Source organism: Arthrobacter globiformis (assembly GCF_030818015.1).
GTDB classification, from domain to species: Bacteria; Actinomycetota; Actinomycetes; order Actinomycetales; family Micrococcaceae; genus Arthrobacter; species Arthrobacter globiformis_C.
This window is the reverse complement of the sequence record NZ_JAUSZX010000001.1, coordinates 1,446,929-1,464,933: the sequence shown is the minus strand read 5'-3', so window position 1 is coordinate 1,464,933 and position 18,005 is coordinate 1,446,929. Positions and strand designations below refer to the sequence as shown.

Sequence of the window (18,005 nt, the reverse complement as noted above, 5' to 3'; positions counted from 1 at the left end):
GTTACAACCTTCCTGCCTGGTGAGGCAGGTGTGGTGTTGTTATTCAATTTTATCGGTTCTCAAGCAACGGGTTTGTTGGTTGGGAACCACATAGTGGACGCAAGCAGTCTTGTTATCTTTTTACCATCCCTGGTTGCAAACGCTTTTGAATCCGTTTGCGGGATGGTGTGTGGTGTAAGTTATCGGCCTATTAGTACCGGTCAGCTTCACGAGTCGTTAGTCCTCGCTTCCACATCCGGCCTATCAACCCAGTGGTCTGGCTGGGGGCCTCTCACACACAAGGTGTATGGAAATCTCATCTCGAAGCGAGCTTCCCGCTTAGATGCTTTCAGCGGTTATCCCATCCGAACGTAGCTAATCAGCGGTGCACTTGGCAGTACAACTGACACACCAGAGGTTCGTCCGTCCCGGTCCTCTCGTACTAAGGACAGCCCTTCTCAAATTTCCTGCGCGCGCAGCGGATAGGGACCGAACTGTCTCACGACGTTCTAAACCCAGCTCGCGTACCGCTTTAATGGGCGAACAGCCCAACCCTTGGGACCTACTCCAGCCCCAGGATGCGACGAGCCGACATCGAGGTGCCAAACCATGCCGTCGATATGGACTCTTGGGCAAGATCAGCCTGTTATCCCCGAGGTACCTTTTATCCGTTGAGCGACGGCCATTCCACAATGTACCGCCGGATCACTAGTCCCGACTTTCGTCCCTGCTCGAGATGTCTCTCTCACAGTCAAGCTCCCTTGTGCACTTACACTCGACACCTGATTGCCAACCAGGCTGAGGGAACCTTTGGGCGCCTCCGTTACTTTTTAGGAGGCAACCGCCCCAGTTAAACTACCCATCAGGCACTGTCCCTGACCCGGATTACGGGCCGAAGTTAGATGTCCAAAGTGACCAGAGTGGTATTTCAACGATGACTCCACCCGAACTGGCGTCCGGGCTTCAACGTCTCCCACCTATCCTACACAAGCCACTCCGAACACCAATACCAAACTATAGTAAAGGTCTCGGGGTCTTTCCGTCCTGCTGCGCGTAACGAGCATCTTTACTCGTACTGCAATTTCGCCGAGTTTATGGTTGAGACAGCGGGGAAGTCGTTACTCCATTCGTGCAGGTCGGAACTTACCCGACAAGGAATTTCGCTACCTTAGGATGGTTATAGTTACCACCGCCGTTTACTGGGGCTTAAATTCTCAGCTTCGCCCTTGCGGACTAACCGGTCCTCTTAACCTTCCAGCACCGGGCAGGAGTCAGTCCGTATACATCGTCTTGCGACTTCGCACGGACCTGTGTTTTTAGTAAACAGTCGCTTCCCCCTGGTCTCTGCGGCCCCGATCCCCTCCCGGTCGCTAGTACCGTTCAAGGTTGGGGCCCCCCTTCTCCCGAAGTTACGGGGGCATTTTGCCGAGTTCCTTAACCATAATTCTCTCGATCGCCTTAGTATTCTCTACCTGATCACCTGTGTCGGTTTGGGGTACGGGCGGCTAAAACCTCGCGCCGATGCTTTTCTAGGCAGCATAGGATCACCGAATCCCCCCTTTACGGGAGTCCCGTCAGATCTCAGGCACATGAACAGCGGATTTGCCTACCGTTCGCCCTACATCCTTGGACCGGGACAACCATCGCCCGGCTCGGCTACCTTCCTGCGTCACACCTGTTAATACGCTTGCCTCCCAGGATCAGGTCCCGCGCTCCACCAAAAACCGCACACCACAAGGGTGATTGGTCAGGTCTCGGGCGGTTAGTATCCCCTGTTCAACATGGGCGGTTTTTCGCCGGTACGGGAATATCAACCCGTTGTCCATCGACTACGCCTGTCGGCCTCGCCTTAGGTCCCGACTTACCCAGGGCAGATTAGCTTGACCCTGGAACCCTTGATCATCCGGCGGACGGGTTTCTCACCCGTCTTTCGCTACTCATGCCTGCATTCTCACTCGTGTAGGCTCCACCGCTGGTTTACACCGCGACTTCACCGCCCACACGACGCTCCCCTACCCATCCACACTCCTGAACCACAAAGGCTTGGAAAATATGTGAATGCCACAACTTCGGCGGTGTACTTGAGCCCCGCTACATTGTCGGCGCGGAATCACTTGACCAGTGAGCTATTACGCACTCTTTTAAGGATGGCTGCTTCTAAGCCAACCTCCTGGTTGTCTTCGCAACTCCACATCCTTTCCCACTTAGCACACGCTTAGGGGCCTTAGTTGGTGGTCTGGGCTGTTTCCCTCTCGACTATGAAGCTTATCCCCCACAGTCTCACTGCTGCGCTCTCACTTACCGGCATTCGGAGTTTGGCTGACGTCAGTAACCTTGTAGGGCCCATTAGCCATCCAGTAGCTCTACCTCCGGTAAGAAACACGCAACGCTGCACCTAAATGCATTTCGGGGAGAACCAGCTATCACGAAGTTTGATTGGCCTTTCACCCCTACCCACAGCTCATCCCCTCCATTTTCAACTGAAGTGGGTTCGGTCCTCCACGACGTCTTACCGTCGCTTCAACCTGGCCATGGGTAGATCACTTCGCTTCGGGTCTAGATCACGCCACTGCAACGCCCTGTTCAGACTCGCTTTCGCTACGGCTTCCCCACACGGGTTAACCTCGCGACGTAACACTAACTCGCAGGCTCATTCTTCAAAAGGCACGCCGTCACAGCTACAAGGCTGCTCCGACGGATTGTAAGCACACGGTTTCAGGTACTGTTTCACTCCCCTCCCGGGGTACTTTTCACCTTTCCCTCACGGTACTGGTCCGCTATCGGTCATTAGGGAGTATTTAGGCTTATCAGGTGGTCCTGACAGATTCACACGGGATTTCTCGGGCCCCGTGCTACTTGGGATACTCATCAAAGGCGGCGCACAGCATTACGGTTACGGGGCTCACACCCTCTACGGCCGGCCTTTCAAGACCGTTCACCTATACCAGCACTCACACCTCCCCGGTCCGGCAGAACCAGGACAACAAGTCCCACAACCCCGCCCATGCAACGCCCGCCGGCTATCACACATGGGTCGGTTTAGCCTGATCCGCGTTCGCTCGCCACTACTAACGGAATCACTGTTGTTTTCTCTTCCTGCGGGTACTGAGATGTTTCACTTCCCCGCGTTCCCTCCACGCACCCTATGTGTTCAGATGCGGGTCACCAGATCACTCGCGCGTCTGGCGGGGTTTCCCCATTCGGACACCCTGGGATCACAGTCCGGTTATCGACTCCCCCAGGCTTATCGCAGATTCCTACGTCCTTCTTCGGCTCCTAATGCCAAGGCATCCACCGTGTGCTCTTAAAAACTTGACCACAAAAGATCAAAAAACACTTTCGAGAGAACCACGGAAACCAACCCCACACCCCGAAAGATGCACGGCCAGATCCAGGTTCATATTCTTGGAAATTGCTTCTTATAAAAGATGCTCGCGTCCACTATGTAGTTCTCAAACAACAACCCCGTACCACACACCCCACACACAACCCCAAAAGGTCAACCGTGCGATCCGTGCAGCCAGGAAACCAGAAACACAAGTCCCGGAAAACAGGCAGCCAAAACCACCCCTCCCCCGGCCCTGTTGCCTCAGGACCCAACAGTGTGCCAAACACAAAACCACACAACCCCCGCCCCCGCCGTTCCAGGACAGCCACCCACAAGGGGCACACCATCCGTACTGAACCAGGACAAAAACCATGCAGCCGCTATTTGCTGATATTCCACCCATGAGCACCCGCCGCAGAACAATCGCCTGCGCAACGGGCCTTTACTCCTGACAACCCCCCCACACCCGCATACACGGGGCAAGGGAACTGTAGGTGCTCCTTAGAAAGGAGGTGATCCAGCCGCACCTTCCGGTACGGCTACCTTGTTACGACTTAGTCCCAATCGCCAGTCCCACCTTCGACGGCTCCCTCCCACAAGGGGTTAGGCCACCGGCTTCGGGTGTTACCAACTTTCGTGACTTGACGGGCGGTGTGTACAAGGCCCGGGAACGTATTCACCGCAGCGTTGCTGATCTGCGATTACTAGCGACTCCGACTTCATGGGGTCGAGTTGCAGACCCCAATCCGAACTGAGACCGGCTTTTTGGGATTAGCTCCACCTCACAGTATCGCAACCCTTTGTACCGGCCATTGTAGCATGCGTGAAGCCCAAGACATAAGGGGCATGATGATTTGACGTCGTCCCCACCTTCCTCCGAGTTGACCCCGGCAGTCTCCCATGAGTCCCCACCACTACGTGCTGGCAACATGGAACGAGGGTTGCGCTCGTTGCGGGACTTAACCCAACATCTCACGACACGAGCTGACGACAACCATGCACCACCTGTGAACCGGCCCCAAAAGGAGAAACCACATTTCTGCGGCGGTCCGGTCCATGTCAAGCCTTGGTAAGGTTCTTCGCGTTGCATCGAATTAATCCGCATGCTCCGCCGCTTGTGCGGGCCCCCGTCAATTCCTTTGAGTTTTAGCCTTGCGGCCGTACTCCCCAGGCGGGGCACTTAATGCGTTAGCTACGGCGCGGAAAACGTGGAATGTCCCCCACACCTAGTGCCCAACGTTTACGGCATGGACTACCAGGGTATCTAATCCTGTTCGCTCCCCATGCTTTCGCTCCTCAGCGTCAGTTAATGCCCAGAGACCTGCCTTCGCCATCGGTGTTCCTCCTGATATCTGCGCATTTCACCGCTACACCAGGAATTCCAGTCTCCCCTACATCACTCTAGTCTGCCCGTACCCACCGCAGATCCGGAGTTGAGCCCCGGACTTTCACGGCAGACGCGACAAACCGCCTACGAGCTCTTTACGCCCAATAATTCCGGATAACGCTTGCGCCCTACGTATTACCGCGGCTGCTGGCACGTAGTTAGCCGGCGCTTCTTCTGCAGGTACCGTCACTTTCGCTTCTTCCCTACTGAAAGAGGTTTACAACCCGAAGGCCGTCATCCCTCACGCGGCGTCGCTGCATCAGGCTTTCGCCCATTGTGCAATATTCCCCACTGCTGCCTCCCGTAGGAGTCTGGGCCGTGTCTCAGTCCCAGTGTGGCCGGTCACCCTCTCAGGCCGGCTACCCGTCGTCGCCTTGGTGAGCCATTACCTCACCAACAAGCTGATAGGCCGCGAGTCCATCCAAAACCACAAAAGCTTTCCACCCCCCACCATGCGATGAGGAGTCATATCCGGTATTAGACCCAGTTTCCCAGGCTTATCCCAGAGTCAAGGGCAGGTTACTCACGTGTTACTCACCCGTTCGCCACTAATCCCCGATGCAAGCACCGGATCATCGTTCGACTTGCATGTGTTAAGCACGCCGCCAGCGTTCATCCTGAGCCAGGATCAAACTCTCCGTTGAAGAAAAACAGACACAACCAACACCCCCGGAAATAACAGGAACGAAGGCTGCACAAAATTTGAAACCAGCCAAAAACACCAGGCCACACCACGGGGGTGGGCAGCCCGGCAAATTCAACCAATTTAATAAAAAATCGGTATCAACAAACTTGGCACACTATTGAGTTCTCAAACAACAGACACACCCGGCACCACCCAAACCAACGTTCAGGATCGCTCCGGAGCAACTTTTCAAACTTACCCGGTCCGGCGAAGCTTTGCAAATCAGCGTTTCCGCGAATTTCGCTTGCAGGGAGGTCCCCGGCCCGTCCGCGGCACACCGTTTAGTGCACCATTTTTCAGGCCGTTTGAAAGGGGTCGGTCGCTATTTTTCCGCTTCAGCGGCGGCGACTCGAAAGACTCTACACGGCGTCGGAGGCACGCGCAAATCGTCCCCGGCTCGAGGACGGGAGTCACAGAAGCGAGCCGTTCTGGACATGCTGTGCGGACAGCAGGTGCTGCCCGCCAGCCGTCGTTATCCCTCATCGAAAGTGGCGTTATAGATGCTACTTTGCGCGTCCCCGGCTCAACTAGACAGAACAGTCTGTCTCGCATAAGTTTCAGGTAGATCGACGGCCCCCATGGGCGGAGATCCGTGTATCGCTGAAGCAGAAACGGCGGATCAATGTACATGTCCTTAGAGGAGCCCAAATGGACGCCACCAAGTTTGAACAATTTGTCGCCGAGGCGCTGACCACGGAACGGGAAACCGACACGGTGCTCGGTCCGGACGAGCTTTACGGCCTATACACCAGCTGGTGCCTGATGCATTCGTTGCAGCCAGCCGCCCCGGACTCGCTGTTTGCGGCACTCAAGCAGCGCGGCATCGATCCCGCGAACTGCGAGCTGGCCATGACCGGGCCCGCAGCCGCCGACTACATCCTGGCAAGCGCCCCCAGCCTTATCTAGGCCGAACCGAAGAAAGAGCCGATGCAAGTCGGCTCTTTCTGCGTACCCAAGACCCGGCATTTGACGCACACTGCTGTCACAACGCTTCAACGCACTTATAACGCCGGCCCGGGGGGCCCGGCGGGAAAATCAAGGTACCTAATGGCCGTACAACCCGGCATTGCAGAAGGCACAGTCGTCGGCGGAAGGTACCGGGTGGTGGAACAGATCGGTTCCGGCGCCATGGCCAACGTGTACCGGGCAGTGGACGTGTCCCTCGAGCGCGAGGTAGCCCTCAAAGTCGTCAACAGACGCACCACATCACAGGAAGCAACACGCGACGACGACGCCGAAGTAAAAATCCTCGCGGCCCTGAACCACCACAGCCTCATCACGCTCCTTGACGCCGGCATCGACCGCGAAGAGCCCTGCCGCACCCGCATCTACCTGGTGATGGAGCTGGTGGAAGGCCCTGATCTCAAGCGCCGCCTCGCCGAAGGCCCGCTCTCCTCCCGGCACACGGCGGAGATCGGCTACGACGTGGCGGACGCCCTCGCTTACATCCATGAAAGCGGCGTGGTTCACCGGGACGTCAAGCCGGGCAACATCCTGGTCTTCGACTACCAGCACGACACAGCCCGGATGCATGCGAAGCTGACGGACTTCGGCATCGCGCTGATGGCTGATGCGCCGGACCTGCACGACGGCGGATTCCTTGGCACCGCCGGCTACCTCAGCCCGGAGCAGGCGAAGGCCGAGCCCATCGGGCCGCCCAGTGATGTCTACTCGCTGGGCCTGGTGCTGCTCGAGTGCCTGACCGGGCAGCAGGCATTTCCCGGCGACCCGCTCCAGAGCGCCCTCGCTCGCCTGATGGACGACCCCTGTATCCCTGACGACGTCGAACCGGAGTGGCGGCTGCTCCTGGCCGCCATGACGGCACGGAATCCGGATGACAGGCCCTCGACCACCGAGGTGAGCCAGGCCCTGTATGAGCTGTCCCTGAGCAGCCGCGGAAAGCACAAGGTGGACGCCAGCGTCATTCCCGCCGACGAGGAAGCCCGGATGGAGGCGGTGCGCAGCTACGGCATCCTCGACACTCCCCCGGACGGCGCCTTCGACAGGATCACGGCGCTGGCCTCCAGGCTCTTCTCAGTGCCGGTGGCCATCGTGTCGATCGTGGATCATGACCGGATCTGGTTCAAGTCCCACCACGGCGTGGACGTGGAGCAGATCAGCAGGGACCCCGGCCTCTGCGCGTCAGCGATCCTGCAGGACGAGCTTTGGGTGGTGGAGAACGCCCCGGAGGATCCGAGGACCTTGCTCAATCCGCTGGTCGCGGGCGAGTTCGGACTGAAGTTCTATGCCGGGGCTCCCCTCAAGACCCGGGGCGGCTACAATCTGGGAACCCTGTGCATCCTGGACTTCGAACCGCGCACCATGACACCGGAGGAAAGCGCCAATTTGCGTGACCTGGCCGCGATGGTCATGGCCGATCTGGAACTGCGGCTGGAGGCGGCCGCAGGCCTGCCCGGCACTCCGCAGGGTCCGGCCGTCGTCAGTTAGGCGCCGCCATCCGGCGTCGATAGTAACGTCGGGCAGTAAAAGCGACGGGGTGTATGTCAGGACATGCCTCTTCCCCACAGGCACCACAAGTTTTTCCTAGGTTGCTGCAACCACCATGGGTGCTATCTGTAAGCGCAATTGGGGGCGACTTGGACCTGTGTTCAGCATTTTTTCCCGCCTCCAATACACAGGAGGTCGGCAATGGCAGTCTTGGACATCCACATCAACGACGGCTTCGTTGCGATGGTGGACGGCTCGCTGGTTTACCATCGGGGCTTCGGGGACCGCCGCACCGCGGTCAACGATCCGAACCCGGCACTGGCGCTTACCCCGAGGGTCATCACGGCAAACGGCCGGGTTGCGGCCAGCAGGACGTATCCGCTGGGTGCGCCGCTGCCGCCGCATGGAAGGCCGTCGCCGCTGCGGCCGGACCCTTCATTCACCCGGCAGTTCCTTGCCCGGCGAGGCTACTGGGCCAGCTTCTTTCCGCCCCGGACTCTGATCGCCGAGACGGGCAGCACCATCGAAATCATGGTGCACAACAACCTCGCGCAACCGCATGAGATCCGGTTCCATCGTGCCGGCCCGAGCGGGGCGGACATTGGCTCGGGCCAGGTCGCTCCCGGAAAAACGAAGCTCCTGAGGTTTCCTGCGCCCTTGCCTGGGACCTACGTGTACACAGACCCCGGCAACCAGCCGGTGGAACGGACGCTGGGCCTCTACGGAGCACTGGTGGTGATCGACCCCCGCAATGCCTGGCGGCTTGCCCCGGGCGCGGCGGAGTTCGAGCGCCAGTGGCTGTGGCTGTGCCACGACGTCGATTCCAACTGGGCCCGGATCGCGTCGAGGGGTCAGACGGTCGATCCTCGTGCCACGCCGGCGGTGCCGGACTACTTCACCATCAATGGGTTCGCCGGGTTCCAGTCACTCGCCGTCACCACTGACCTGGAGTTCAACGAGCGGCGGCATGAGGACACCCTGCCTTCAGGCCATCCGCGGGAGACGGATGTGCGCAACTTCAGCGCCACGCCGTCAGCCGGGGCCATCCGCACTGGACACCTCATGCGGATGCTCAACGCCGGCATCGTGGATCACCAGCTGCACTACCACGGCAACCATGTGTGGACCGTGCGTGCCAATGGAATCGACTTTCCCCGGTCGCACGGCCGGGTGTCGCCCCAGGGGGATGTGGTGCTCCAGCAGTGGGAGGACACCGTCCAGCTGCAGCCGCTGGAGCGCAAGGAGGCAATCCTTCCGGTCCGGAGGCCGCCGGAGGCGATCGACCAGGTGTGGAACACCAGGGACGAGGACTGGACGTATCCCATGCACTGCCACGCGGAGCCGTCCCAGACGGCGCGCGGCGGGCTGTATCCCGGCGGCCTGGTGGCGGACTGGGTGCTGGCCGGCCAGCCCGCCCCCGTCCAAGGGACGCCGCCCACGGCCGCCGATCCGCACCACACGTTCAGGAGCCAGGTGGACTTCTCGTCCGATCAGCCCCATGAGGGCAGCCCGGAAACCGAATTCCCGCAGAAGCCTGACGTCTTCCTCCTGATGGACTTCTTCAACCGGAAGTTCACCTTCCCGGACGGCTCCGAGCATGAGATGTGGAGCTTCGAGGGCAACAAATTCGGACGCCAGATCCCCGGAACAACGGTGAGGATGCAGGAGGGGCAGCTGTTCCAAGCCACCCTCAAGCCCAGCAAGAGGGTCCACACCATCCACTGGCACGGCATTGAACCGGACCCGCGGAACGACGGCGTGGGCCACACCTCCTTCGAGGTCACGGGACACTACACCTACCAGTGGAGGCCGGACGTCGCCGAACGCGGCAACCCCAACCGCGGCGCGGCAGGCACCTACTTTTACCACTGCCACGTCAACACACCACTCCACGTCCAGATGGGCATGTTCGGGGCTATCGTCGTTGATCCCCGCCCCAACCCCGCTCTGCCGGCGCCCGCCGGGACGCGCCGGCATAGCTTTGAAGGTCCGCTGTATGACATCGCCACCGAAACCTTCATCGCGCCCTACTCGCTTGATCCGAGGTGGCATGAACTGAACCATGCTGCCGGACTCAACGGCGAGGATGCGGGGCTCAACCGCTTCGAGCCCAAGCACTTCTTCCTCCTGGGCGGCAACATCCCCAGCCGGCCAAGGGGCGACGACATAGTCTGGGCCATCTCCCAGATGCGGGCCAACGTGGCGCGTGCCGGCAAGTACCCAACTCTGGTACGCATGGTCAACGTGGACTACTTCCCCACGCTGACGAAGATCACGGACTCGGCTGGCAGGCCAGCGAAAATCGCCGAGCTGATCGCCCACGACGGCCGGCCCTTCTGGACCACGCCCAGCCCCACAGGACCCGCGGTTCACCCGTCGGTGGCCGGGCAGCCGCTCCTGACCGACATCATCAAGTCCGGCGCCGCGGAGAAGTTCGACTTCCTGCTGCGCCCGCCGACTCCGGGGAAGTACACCATCAGCATCAGCTTCCTGCACTGGATCACGTCGGAGGTGCTCGCCACGCGGACAGTGACGGTCACCGCGGCCTGAGCGGGTGCCCAGGGGCCGCTCGTTAAAGCTCGACGGCGGGAGGGCGACAGCGTCGCCGCCCTCCCGTCGCCGGGGTACTTTTGGTGACCCGAAAAGTGCAACAGTCCCGGCCGCTGACTCACGCGCAACCGGCTGCTACTGTGGCGGCATGGAAGCTGGTATGGTCCGCCCCAGGAGCGGCAAGATGATCGCGGGCGTCTGCGCGGCGCTGGCTGCGCGGTTTGGTATTTCCAAGGCACTGGTCCGCATCGGCTTTGTGCTGTTCGGCCTGTTCGGTGTCGGGGAACTGGTCTACATCGCCCTGTGGATCCTCATCCCCAAGGAGCGTTAGGCCTCCCGAAAAAGGAGAACTACCCGCCGACGTGGTGGATGGTGAAGGCGGAGAGGAAGCCGACCGCAGCCACCAAGCCGGTGAGGTTGTGGTGCTCCTCGAAGGCTTCGGGGATCATCGTGTCCGCGAGCATGGCGAGGATCCCGCCGGCGGCGACGGCGGTGATGAAGGCAACCATGCTGTCCGGCGCGGTTTCAAGCGCCGTGTAACCGATCAGCGACGCGAGCCCGCACAGCAGCGCGATGCCGCCCCACACCCCGAAGACATACTTGGCGCTGCGGCCGGCTTTCTTCATGCCCGCCGTGCTGGACAGCCCTTCCGGGACGTTCGAGATGAAGACAGCGGCGAGCATGGCCGGGCTCACCGTGCCTGCCGTGATGAGGCCGAGGCCGAGGACCACGGATTCCGGGATGCCGTCCAGGAGTGCCCCGACGGCGATGGCCGTGCCGCTGCCCGGAGCGTCCTTTTCGGAGGGCTGCTGACCCTTGGACCGCTTCCGGTGCTTGGCTCCGGAGCGGGCCAGCAGTGCGTTGGCGCCCACGTAGACCACCGCGCCGGCGAGGAAGCCGAGGACCGTGGGCCAGAGTCCACCGCCCTGCACGGCCTCGTCGACGAGTTCGAACGCCAATGCGGAGATGAGGACGCCGGCGCCGAACGCCATGATCGAGGAGACAAGCTTCGCGGGGATGTTCCATTTCCAGGACAGTCCCGAGCCGAGAACCAGCGCTCCGCCGGCAAGAGTTCCCCAAAAGAGCGCCTGGGCCCACATGGGCATGGGTGTCCGCCTTTCCACGGGCCGCGAGGCCTCGTTGAGCTGGAGGGACGGCATTGTTCAGTTGCGCCCGCCCCTGGTCCACGAGCATTCTCGCAGACGGGACGTACCAACCCGTGGCGGCAGGCCGCAGATGCGGCGCGTCAGTTACCGGGGGTCTGTTACCGGGGGTCAGCTACAGCGGGTCAGGTGCGGGCCGGAGCCGGTGCCAGCCGCGGGTGATGCTTGCCCAGGTCGCCCACATGGTGGCCGTGGCTGCGGCGAGTGTCATTGCAGCTGTGACGGTCTGGCCGGCGGCGAAGAAGCGGATGGTTAGTCCGGTGAGGTAGGCGAGCCCGACGGCGGCCGCCACACCCAGCGCGAACAGCACCAGTCCCGCTGCGGTACTGAACGCGCGCTTCGCGGCTTTCGGTTTGGCGGTCGCGTTCCGTTCAATGCTGTCAAAGTCAGCGCGCTCAACCTCGGCCCGGTTCAACTGCAGCAGGTAAGCGGTACCGGCGTCGGCCCTGCCGGCCTCCGCGGTGCCGATGCGGTCGGCACTCTGTTCCGGACCGGCGTGGGGCGCCACGGCGAGGTTGGCATCAGGCTCATCCCGTCCTTCAGATGCAGCATCAGGTTCCGCACGTCCGGCGCCGGGTGCTTCAGCGTCCGGGTCGGCGTCAGTGCGGACGCGCCGGCCACGGCGGCGCTTGCCAACCGCCGTCGTCGGCTGTTCCCAAACCTCGGCCAGAGTGGAGAAGCCGCGGGTGGCCGCAATGGCGAGCACAATCTGGGCGCATGCCAGCGCGTGCGACTGCGGCTCGTGCCGCCCGACCGGCGGAAGATCCAGGGCGGCGAGGACGTCGCTGAGGTGGTGCCGCGGCAGGGTCAGGTGGTCCTGGGCGAGGTGCAGCGCGCAGTAGAAGTCCGTGGCCGGCAGGTCCAGGTGCTGGTGCTCGGTGGCTTTGCGCATCACGGAGGCGTCGTAGGCGGCGTCGAACGCCACGAGCGGGTCCTCACAGACGAACTGGAGGATGCCTTCGAGGGACATCTCCCAGTCGGCGGCGTTCTGGACGTCCTGTTCCGCAATGCCGTGGAGCTCCACGTTGATGGGATCAAAGTCGTCGATGCCGGGCGGCGGCTTGATGAGCCACGACGCCGTGTCCACGATGTGCCCGTCGCGGACCTTCACCAGGCCGACGGCGCACGCCGAGCCGCGGTGGCTGTTGGCCGTTTCGAAGTCGATTGCCGTAAAACTGATTCCTGACATCCTTGCCTCCCCAGGGCATAGCACGGGAGGTCTCAAGCGCCTTTGCTTGTGACCTCCCGCACATGACTTCGCCATTCTTGCAGAAGAGATGCCGGATTACGTGCTCAGCGGAAATGTGACGTGCATCATTCAGCCAATGAAAGACCGTTGAAACCCTGCCCCGCCCGGAGTGCCACGGCCCGGACGCCTGACCGCCCAGTCCGGCTGGTTGAGCTTGTCGCCGCTGGTTGAACTTGTCGAAACCTACCGCCCTGGGTTCGGATCAACGCCCTCCGAGGCGGCTAGCCCGCTCTCGTTCTCGTCCGCCGTCGGAGTACCCGACAGTGCGACTGGCTCCTCGGGGTGCGGATGCTCTTTTTGCCGGGCTTCCTGGAGATGCTGTTCCAGCTTCTCTTCTGCGTCCCGCCTTCGCTGGCCGACGGTGCGCATCTGCTGGGTGGTGGGTGCCGCATGTGCGTGCAGGCGCGGTCCATGATCCGGGGAGAACTCGCTCATAATGGAATCGTCCCACCGGAGGGACCCGGTGGCTACCCATTCAGAACAGCCCGCCGGTCCGCTGGTTGACCTTATCGAAACCCGCACGCCCGAGAGATCCCACAGGCTCAACCAGCGGGCTTACCGCTCCGGGTTCAGGTCCTTGCGGAAGATCACCATGCCGTTGGCGTTGCGGAGGGTGACTGAGAAGACATCGTCCTCGCGGAGGTCCACGTGGCCGAAGTACTGGCTTTCGCCGCTGCGCGGGGACTCGCCGGCGTAGGCACCGGCCCGGGAGAAGACCACCTCGGGGCCGAAGGTGCCGTCCATCTGGTTGGGTCCAAAGCTGCCGGCATTGATGGGCCCGCCCACGAACTCCCAGAAGGGGTCGAAGTCCCGGAAGGCGGCGCGCTCGGGCGAGTAGTGGTGGGCGGCGCAGTAGTGCACGTCCGCGGTGAGCCACACAATGTTTTTAACCCGGTTGCGCTTGAACGCGGACAGCACGCGCGCGATCTCGAGCTCCTTGCCCAAGGCGGCGCCGGCGTCGCGGTTGGCGAGGGACTCCTGCGCTGCGGGGCCGTCGGGGACGATGATGCCCAGCGGCAGGTCTGCGGAGATCACCTTCCAAGTGGCCTTGGACTTGCTGACCTCGCGGATGAGCCAGTCGGCCTGCTCCTGGCCGAGGATGTGCGTGAGGTTCGTTTCCTTGCCGTCGGTGTTGGGGTCCTTGAACGTGCGCATGTCCAGGCAGAAGACGTCCAGCTGCGGGCCCCGGGGGATTTTGCGGTAGATGCGGGCCGGTTCGAAGCCGGTGCTGCCGTCGCTGAGCTGGGCGATGGGCTGGTACTCCTGCCAGGCCTGGCGGCCGCGGGCGGCGAGGACGTCCACGCGGCGCTCGGTGTAGCGGGCGTCCGTGAGGATCTGCCCGGGGTACCAGTTGTTGTGGGTCTCGTGGTCGTCCCACTGGGCGATGACCGGGACCTCGGCATAGAGGGCGCGGATGTTTTTGTCCATGAGGTTGTAGCGATGCCGGCCCCGGTACTCCTCGAGGGTTTCGGCCACCTTGGAGACCTCGTCGGTGACGAGGTTGCGCCAGATCTGGCCGTCGGGCTCGGTGACCTGGGCGGGGATGGGGCCGTCGGCGTAGATGGTGTCGCCCGAGTGGATGAAGAAGTCCGGCTTGGTGGCGAGCATGGCCGCATAACCGCGCATGCCGCCGATGTCCTCGTTGATGCCCCAGCCCTGCCCCGCGGTGTCGCCAGTCCAGACGAAGCTCTGGCCGCGCTTGCTTCCGGCGGCGCGGGACCAGGGGCTGGTGGCCTTCGAGCCAGGCGCGGTGCTGAATGAGCCGCGGGCGGTCTCGCCGGCGTTGCCGTCCTGGTCCTCGAAGTGCAGGGTGAGCGTGAAGCGGGTTCCCGAGGGCAGGCCGCGGGCGTGGATCTTCGAGGTGAAGTCGGTGGCGTCGCTGGCAGTGGTTCCGTGCAGTACACGGTTGAAGGAGCGGCTGCCGCGGAGCGCGGACCCGTCCTCGTCGACGGCGAGCAGGTTAGCCACCAGCCGGCCCGGTCCCGACGCGCGGGACCACAGGACGCCCGAGTTGGTGGTGACGTCTCCGGTGGAGATGCCGGAGGGGAGGGTCAGCCGGTTGCGGACCAGCGGAACCGCGGACGGCCGGGCTGCGTGGGCGGGGACAACCAGCGAAGGGGCGACGGCGGCAGCACCGGCAGCTGCGATGGCACCTTTGAGGACGTTTCGGCGGGTGAGGGCAGTCATGGGGCCATCGTTGACCGGCCGGGTTAAGGGCCGGCGACGGCGGGGTGAACCGGGTGAAGCACGCCGGTGACAAACCAGATCGAGTTCCTTGGCACGTAATGAAAATTGTCTTCTAAGCCTGAGAAGCAGGGTCTAACCCATTCTGGATTATGCAGTTCAGCGCGAAGGAACCTCATCCACGAACGCCACCGGCGCCACGGCTTGCTGGTAGAGCTTGAGGGCGTCGGGCACGGCCAGGTTGCCGAAGTTCAGGGATAGCTGCAGGCCCTCCAGCTGGGCGTTGGCGGACTCGGCGGCGCTGACCTTTTCGCCCAGGGCGCGGGAATTCGCGAAGTTCGTGGCCAGCGCGGCGGCGACGGAGAAAATCACGGCCGCCAAACAGAGGAACCGCCAAACGATGGAGTCGTCGCCGAGCGAGAAGATCCCCTGGACCGCCTCGGTGAATCCCGTGCCTCCCACTGCCGGACCGGCGGTCAGCATGGCGGCGAGGGCACTGCCCACGATGCTGATGTTCGAGAGTCTGTTCCGTCGTGGCCGCTCACGTCCCAGATAGGAGCGGATGGCCTGCTGCTTTTGGTCTATGCGCTCGGACAGCCGTTGACGCGTATCCGCGGATTCGTCCATGGTCTGCAACAGCCTTTCTCCCCCCGTCGACGTTTTGGATCAGGATCCCACCGCACTCATGTCCGGTCCAGACTCGGCTGCTCCGGGCCCGCCGCCTGCCACAGGACGCAGATCAGCAAGGCGCCGGCCAGAGTTCGCCGCAGCCGCAGAAAGGCCGCAGCCACAGAAGAGGAAGGGGTGGGAGACGGCGCGAGTCGTCGACTGGCGACTGCTGCATGTCTGCCGCCGGTGCCCGTCAGCGCGAAGGCACCTCAGTCACGAACGCCACATGGGAAACGAACTGCTTGTACAGCATCGCTGCTTCGTCAATCGCTATGTGGCCGAAGCCCAGAGACAGTTGCAGCCCTTCGAGTTGGGCGATTGCCGTCTCCGCTGCGGTGACCTTTTCGGCCACAGCCTGCGAGTTGGCGAAGTTGGTGGCGAGCCCGGCCCCGACGGACAGAATTACCGCTCCCAGGCAAAGCGCCCTCCACACCACGGAAGCGTCGTCCAGGGAGAACATGCCCTGGACTGCCGCAGTGAACCCAGTACCCCCGAACGCCGGGCCCGCTGTGAACAGGGCAGCCAGCACACTCCCGACAACGCTGAATTCCGTGAGCTTATGCCGGCGGGGCCGGAGCCGCTCCAGGTAGGAGTGGAGTGCGGACTGTTTTTCCTCGATGCTCTCGGACAGCCTCTGGCGCGTCTCCGGCGAGTCGTCCATGGCGGTATCAGCCTCCCTCTCCGACGGTAGTTGCGATCAGGATCCCACCACCCTGAAATCCGGTCCAGAGTCGAGCTGCTGGCGACAGTCCCGACTCACCTGACTGCCCGATCCGCCGGTTCGCCGGAACGTGCCGAGAACGCCGGAAACTTCCGGCGTCCTCGGCAGGCTTCCGGCGAATTCGTGGCGCGAAGGAATGGCCGGACGCCTGTGATCCCCGCGAGACAGGGTTGTCTCTCTGTCCGGTACACGGAGGCTTGTGTACGTTATTGCCACGGGGCTGCAAGGGCGCAGCCTGCGGAGCTGGGACACGGGGACGAGAGGCGAGAAGTATGACAAAGACGACTGGAGTGGCGCCAAAGCTGGCTAAGGCATTGGGCATCGTTCTGGGCACAGATCAGATCCCGGTCCGGCTGCGGTCCTGGGACGGGTCAGAAGCGGGGCCCGCTGATGCGCCGCTGATCGAGTTCACCTCCCGCCGGGCGCTGCGGCGGATTCTGTGGTCGCCTGGACAGCTGGGCCTGAGCCGGGCGTACGTTGCCGGCGAGATCAAAGCGCACGGCGACATCTTCGCGGCCTTCGCCGCACTCAGCTCGGCCGGCAAGTTCGCCCAACCCGGCCCGTTTAGCAAGCCGACGGCAAGCGAAGTGTGGACGCTGGTGAAGACCGGCGTCCGGCTTGGCGCGCTGGGCCCCAACCCCGCTCCCCCGCCGGAGGAAGCAAGGGTGGAAAAGCACGGCAGGCGGCACAGCAAGAAGCGCGATGCTGCAGCAATCTCGCACCATTACGACGTCGGCAACGACTTTTACCGGCTGGTGCTCGGCCCGTCGCTGGTGTACTCGTGCGCGGTCTGGTCGGACGAGAACGCAGGTCTCGATGCTGCGCAGGAAGCCAAACTCGACCTCGTCTGCCGGAAGCTCGGACTGGCCCCGGGCATGCGGGTGCTGGACGTGGGCTGCGGCTGGGGAAGCTTCGCGCTGCATGCCGCCGGGCGGTACGGGGTGAGCGTCGTCGGCATCACGCTGTCCACCGAGCAGGCAGAGCTGGCCCGCAAGCGGGTGGCCGAAGCAGGGCTGACGGAACTCGTGGATATCCGCGTCCAGGACTACCGCGATGTGACCGATGGCCCCTACGACGCGATCAGCTCCATCGGCATGTCCGAGCACGTCGGCCGCGAACAGCTGGGCCGCTACGTCTCGCAGCTCCACGGGCTGCTGCGGCCCGGCGGCCGGCTGCTCAACCACGCCATCTCCTGGAACGCCGGTCCCACCGAGGAAGATCCGGATTCGTTCATCCCCCGGTACGTCTTCCCCGACGGCGAGATGCTCAGCCTGGGCGAGATGGTCGTGGCGCTGGAGGGCGGCGGCTTCGAAGTGCTTGACGTCGAGGCCCTCCGCCGGCACTACGCACTGACGCTGCGGGCCTGGGTGAAGAACATCGAGGAGCAGTGGGACGAGGCAGTCCGGCTGACGTCAGACGGCCGCGCCCGCATCTGGCGGCTTTACATGGCAGCCAGCGCACTCGGCTTCGAGGGTGGGCTGACGGGCGTGAACCAGGTGCTGCTGCAGAAGGCCGGCGGCGAGGAGCCGCCGCTGCGGCTAAGGAACTGGGCAGAATAGACCCACCGGTCCCCGCGAGATCTCGACAAGCCCGGTCAGCGGTCGCCGCCGGTAGAGCCAGTCGAAACCAAGAAAACCACATA

General features: G+C 62.7%; 11 protein-coding genes and 2 rRNA genes. 5 read left to right on the top strand and 8 right to left on the bottom strand.

Annotated features, from left to right (window positions below; all coding sequences use genetic code 11):
- Positions 1 to 169 precede the first annotated feature (169 nt).
- Together QFZ23_RS06790 and QFZ23_RS06785 are read right to left on the bottom strand one after the other, a co-directional pair.
- Positions 170 to 3,297, bottom strand: a 23S ribosomal RNA gene (locus tag QFZ23_RS06790).
- Between the two features lie 515 nt (positions 3,298 to 3,812).
- Positions 3,813 to 5,338: ribosomal RNA gene (locus tag QFZ23_RS06785) — 16S ribosomal RNA — on the bottom strand.
- The 16S and 23S rRNA genes sit together here, the layout of an rRNA operon.
- Positions 5,339 to 6,027: 689 nt before the next feature.
- Here QFZ23_RS06785 and QFZ23_RS06780 point away from each other — a divergent pair.
- The 4 genes from QFZ23_RS06780 to QFZ23_RS06765 all read left to right on the top strand — a co-directional run bounded on the left by QFZ23_RS06780 (position 6,028) and on the right by QFZ23_RS06765 (position 10,708).
- Positions 6,028 to 6,285, top strand: coding sequence for a hypothetical protein (locus tag QFZ23_RS06780; RefSeq protein WP_306921533.1), 258 nt, complete (start codon positions 6,028 to 6,030; stop codon positions 6,283 to 6,285).
- 141 nt (positions 6,286 to 6,426) lie between these two features.
- Complete coding sequence (locus QFZ23_RS06775; RefSeq protein ID WP_306921531.1) at positions 6,427 to 7,827, top strand: GAF domain-containing serine/threonine-protein kinase; 1,401 nt, start codon at positions 6,427 to 6,429, stop codon at positions 7,825 to 7,827.
- A gap of 201 nt (positions 7,828 to 8,028) precedes the next feature.
- Positions 8,029 to 10,377, top strand: coding sequence for a multicopper oxidase domain-containing protein (locus QFZ23_RS06770; protein ID WP_306921529.1), 2,349 nt, complete (start codon positions 8,029 to 8,031; stop codon positions 10,375 to 10,377).
- Between the two features lie 148 nt (positions 10,378 to 10,525).
- Positions 10,526 to 10,708, top strand: a complete 183-nt coding sequence (locus QFZ23_RS06765) for a PspC domain-containing protein (RefSeq protein WP_050934442.1) — start codon at positions 10,526 to 10,528, stop codon at positions 10,706 to 10,708.
- Between the two features lie 19 nt (positions 10,709 to 10,727).
- Here QFZ23_RS06765 and QFZ23_RS06760 read toward each other — a convergent pair whose 3' ends face one another.
- From QFZ23_RS06760 to QFZ23_RS06735, 6 genes are all read right to left on the bottom strand, one after another.
- A complete protein-coding gene (locus QFZ23_RS06760) occupies positions 10,728 to 11,483 on the bottom strand; it encodes a ZIP family metal transporter (RefSeq protein WP_306921523.1) in 756 nt (251 codons plus the stop codon).
- Between the two features lie 172 nt (positions 11,484 to 11,655).
- A complete protein-coding gene (locus QFZ23_RS06755) occupies positions 11,656 to 12,729 on the bottom strand; it encodes an exonuclease domain-containing protein (RefSeq protein ID WP_306921522.1) in 1,074 nt (357 codons plus the stop codon).
- 243 nt (positions 12,730 to 12,972) lie between these two features.
- Positions 12,973 to 13,224 (bottom strand): hypothetical protein, encoded by a 252-nt coding sequence (locus QFZ23_RS06750; RefSeq protein WP_306921520.1) that lies wholly within the window; start codon positions 13,222 to 13,224, stop codon positions 12,973 to 12,975.
- A gap of 120 nt (positions 13,225 to 13,344) precedes the next feature.
- On the bottom strand, positions 13,345 to 14,976 hold the full coding sequence (locus QFZ23_RS06745) for an alkaline phosphatase D family protein (protein WP_306921519.1): 1,632 nt from the start codon (positions 14,974 to 14,976) through the stop codon (positions 13,345 to 13,347).
- Between the two features lie 156 nt (positions 14,977 to 15,132).
- Positions 15,133 to 15,600: a hypothetical protein gene (locus tag QFZ23_RS06740; protein ID WP_306921517.1), complete on the bottom strand. Its 468-nt coding sequence runs from the start codon at positions 15,598 to 15,600 to the stop codon at positions 15,133 to 15,135.
- A gap of 235 nt (positions 15,601 to 15,835) precedes the next feature.
- On the bottom strand, positions 15,836 to 16,303 hold the full coding sequence (locus QFZ23_RS06735; RefSeq protein WP_306921515.1) for a hypothetical protein: 468 nt from the start codon (positions 16,301 to 16,303) through the stop codon (positions 15,836 to 15,838).
- A gap of 332 nt (positions 16,304 to 16,635) precedes the next feature.
- On the opposite strand from QFZ23_RS06735, the gene QFZ23_RS06730 reads away from it, so the two are divergent.
- The gene (locus QFZ23_RS06730) at positions 16,636 to 17,922 is read left to right on the top strand and encodes an SAM-dependent methyltransferase (protein WP_306921513.1); all 1,287 of its coding nucleotides are present in this window, start codon (positions 16,636 to 16,638) and stop codon (positions 17,920 to 17,922) included.
- The last annotated feature ends 83 nt before the right edge of the window (positions 17,923 to 18,005 follow it).

Bases quoted from the DNA above. Each gene is read 5' to 3' on its own strand.
- QFZ23_RS06765 (WP_050934442.1), top strand. From the start codon at position 10,526: ATGGAAGCTGGTATGGTCCGCCCCAGGAGCGGCAAGATGATCGCGGGC.
- QFZ23_RS06735 (WP_306921515.1), bottom strand. From the start codon at position 16,303: ATGGACGACTCGCCGGAGACGCGCCAGAGGCTGTCCGAGAGCATCGAG.
- QFZ23_RS06750 (WP_306921520.1), bottom strand. From the start codon at position 13,224: ATGAGCGAGTTCTCCCCGGATCATGGACCGCGCCTGCACGCACATGCG.
- QFZ23_RS06770 (WP_306921529.1), top strand. From the start codon at position 8,029: ATGGCAGTCTTGGACATCCACATCAACGACGGCTTCGTTGCGATGGTG.
- QFZ23_RS06755 (WP_306921522.1), bottom strand. From the start codon at position 12,729: ATGTCAGGAATCAGTTTTACGGCAATCGACTTCGAAACGGCCAACAGC.
- QFZ23_RS06760 (WP_306921523.1), bottom strand. From the start codon at position 11,483: ATGCCCATGTGGGCCCAGGCGCTCTTTTGGGGAACTCTTGCCGGCGGA.
- QFZ23_RS06775 (WP_306921531.1), top strand. From the start codon at position 6,427: ATGGCCGTACAACCCGGCATTGCAGAAGGCACAGTCGTCGGCGGAAGG.
- QFZ23_RS06780 (WP_306921533.1), top strand. From the start codon at position 6,028: ATGGACGCCACCAAGTTTGAACAATTTGTCGCCGAGGCGCTGACCACG.
- QFZ23_RS06740 (WP_306921517.1), bottom strand. From the start codon at position 15,600: ATGGACGAATCCGCGGATACGCGTCAACGGCTGTCCGAGCGCATAGAC.
- QFZ23_RS06730 (WP_306921513.1), top strand. From the start codon at position 16,636: ATGACAAAGACGACTGGAGTGGCGCCAAAGCTGGCTAAGGCATTGGGC.
- QFZ23_RS06745 (WP_306921519.1), bottom strand. From the start codon at position 14,976: ATGACTGCCCTCACCCGCCGAAACGTCCTCAAAGGTGCCATCGCAGCT.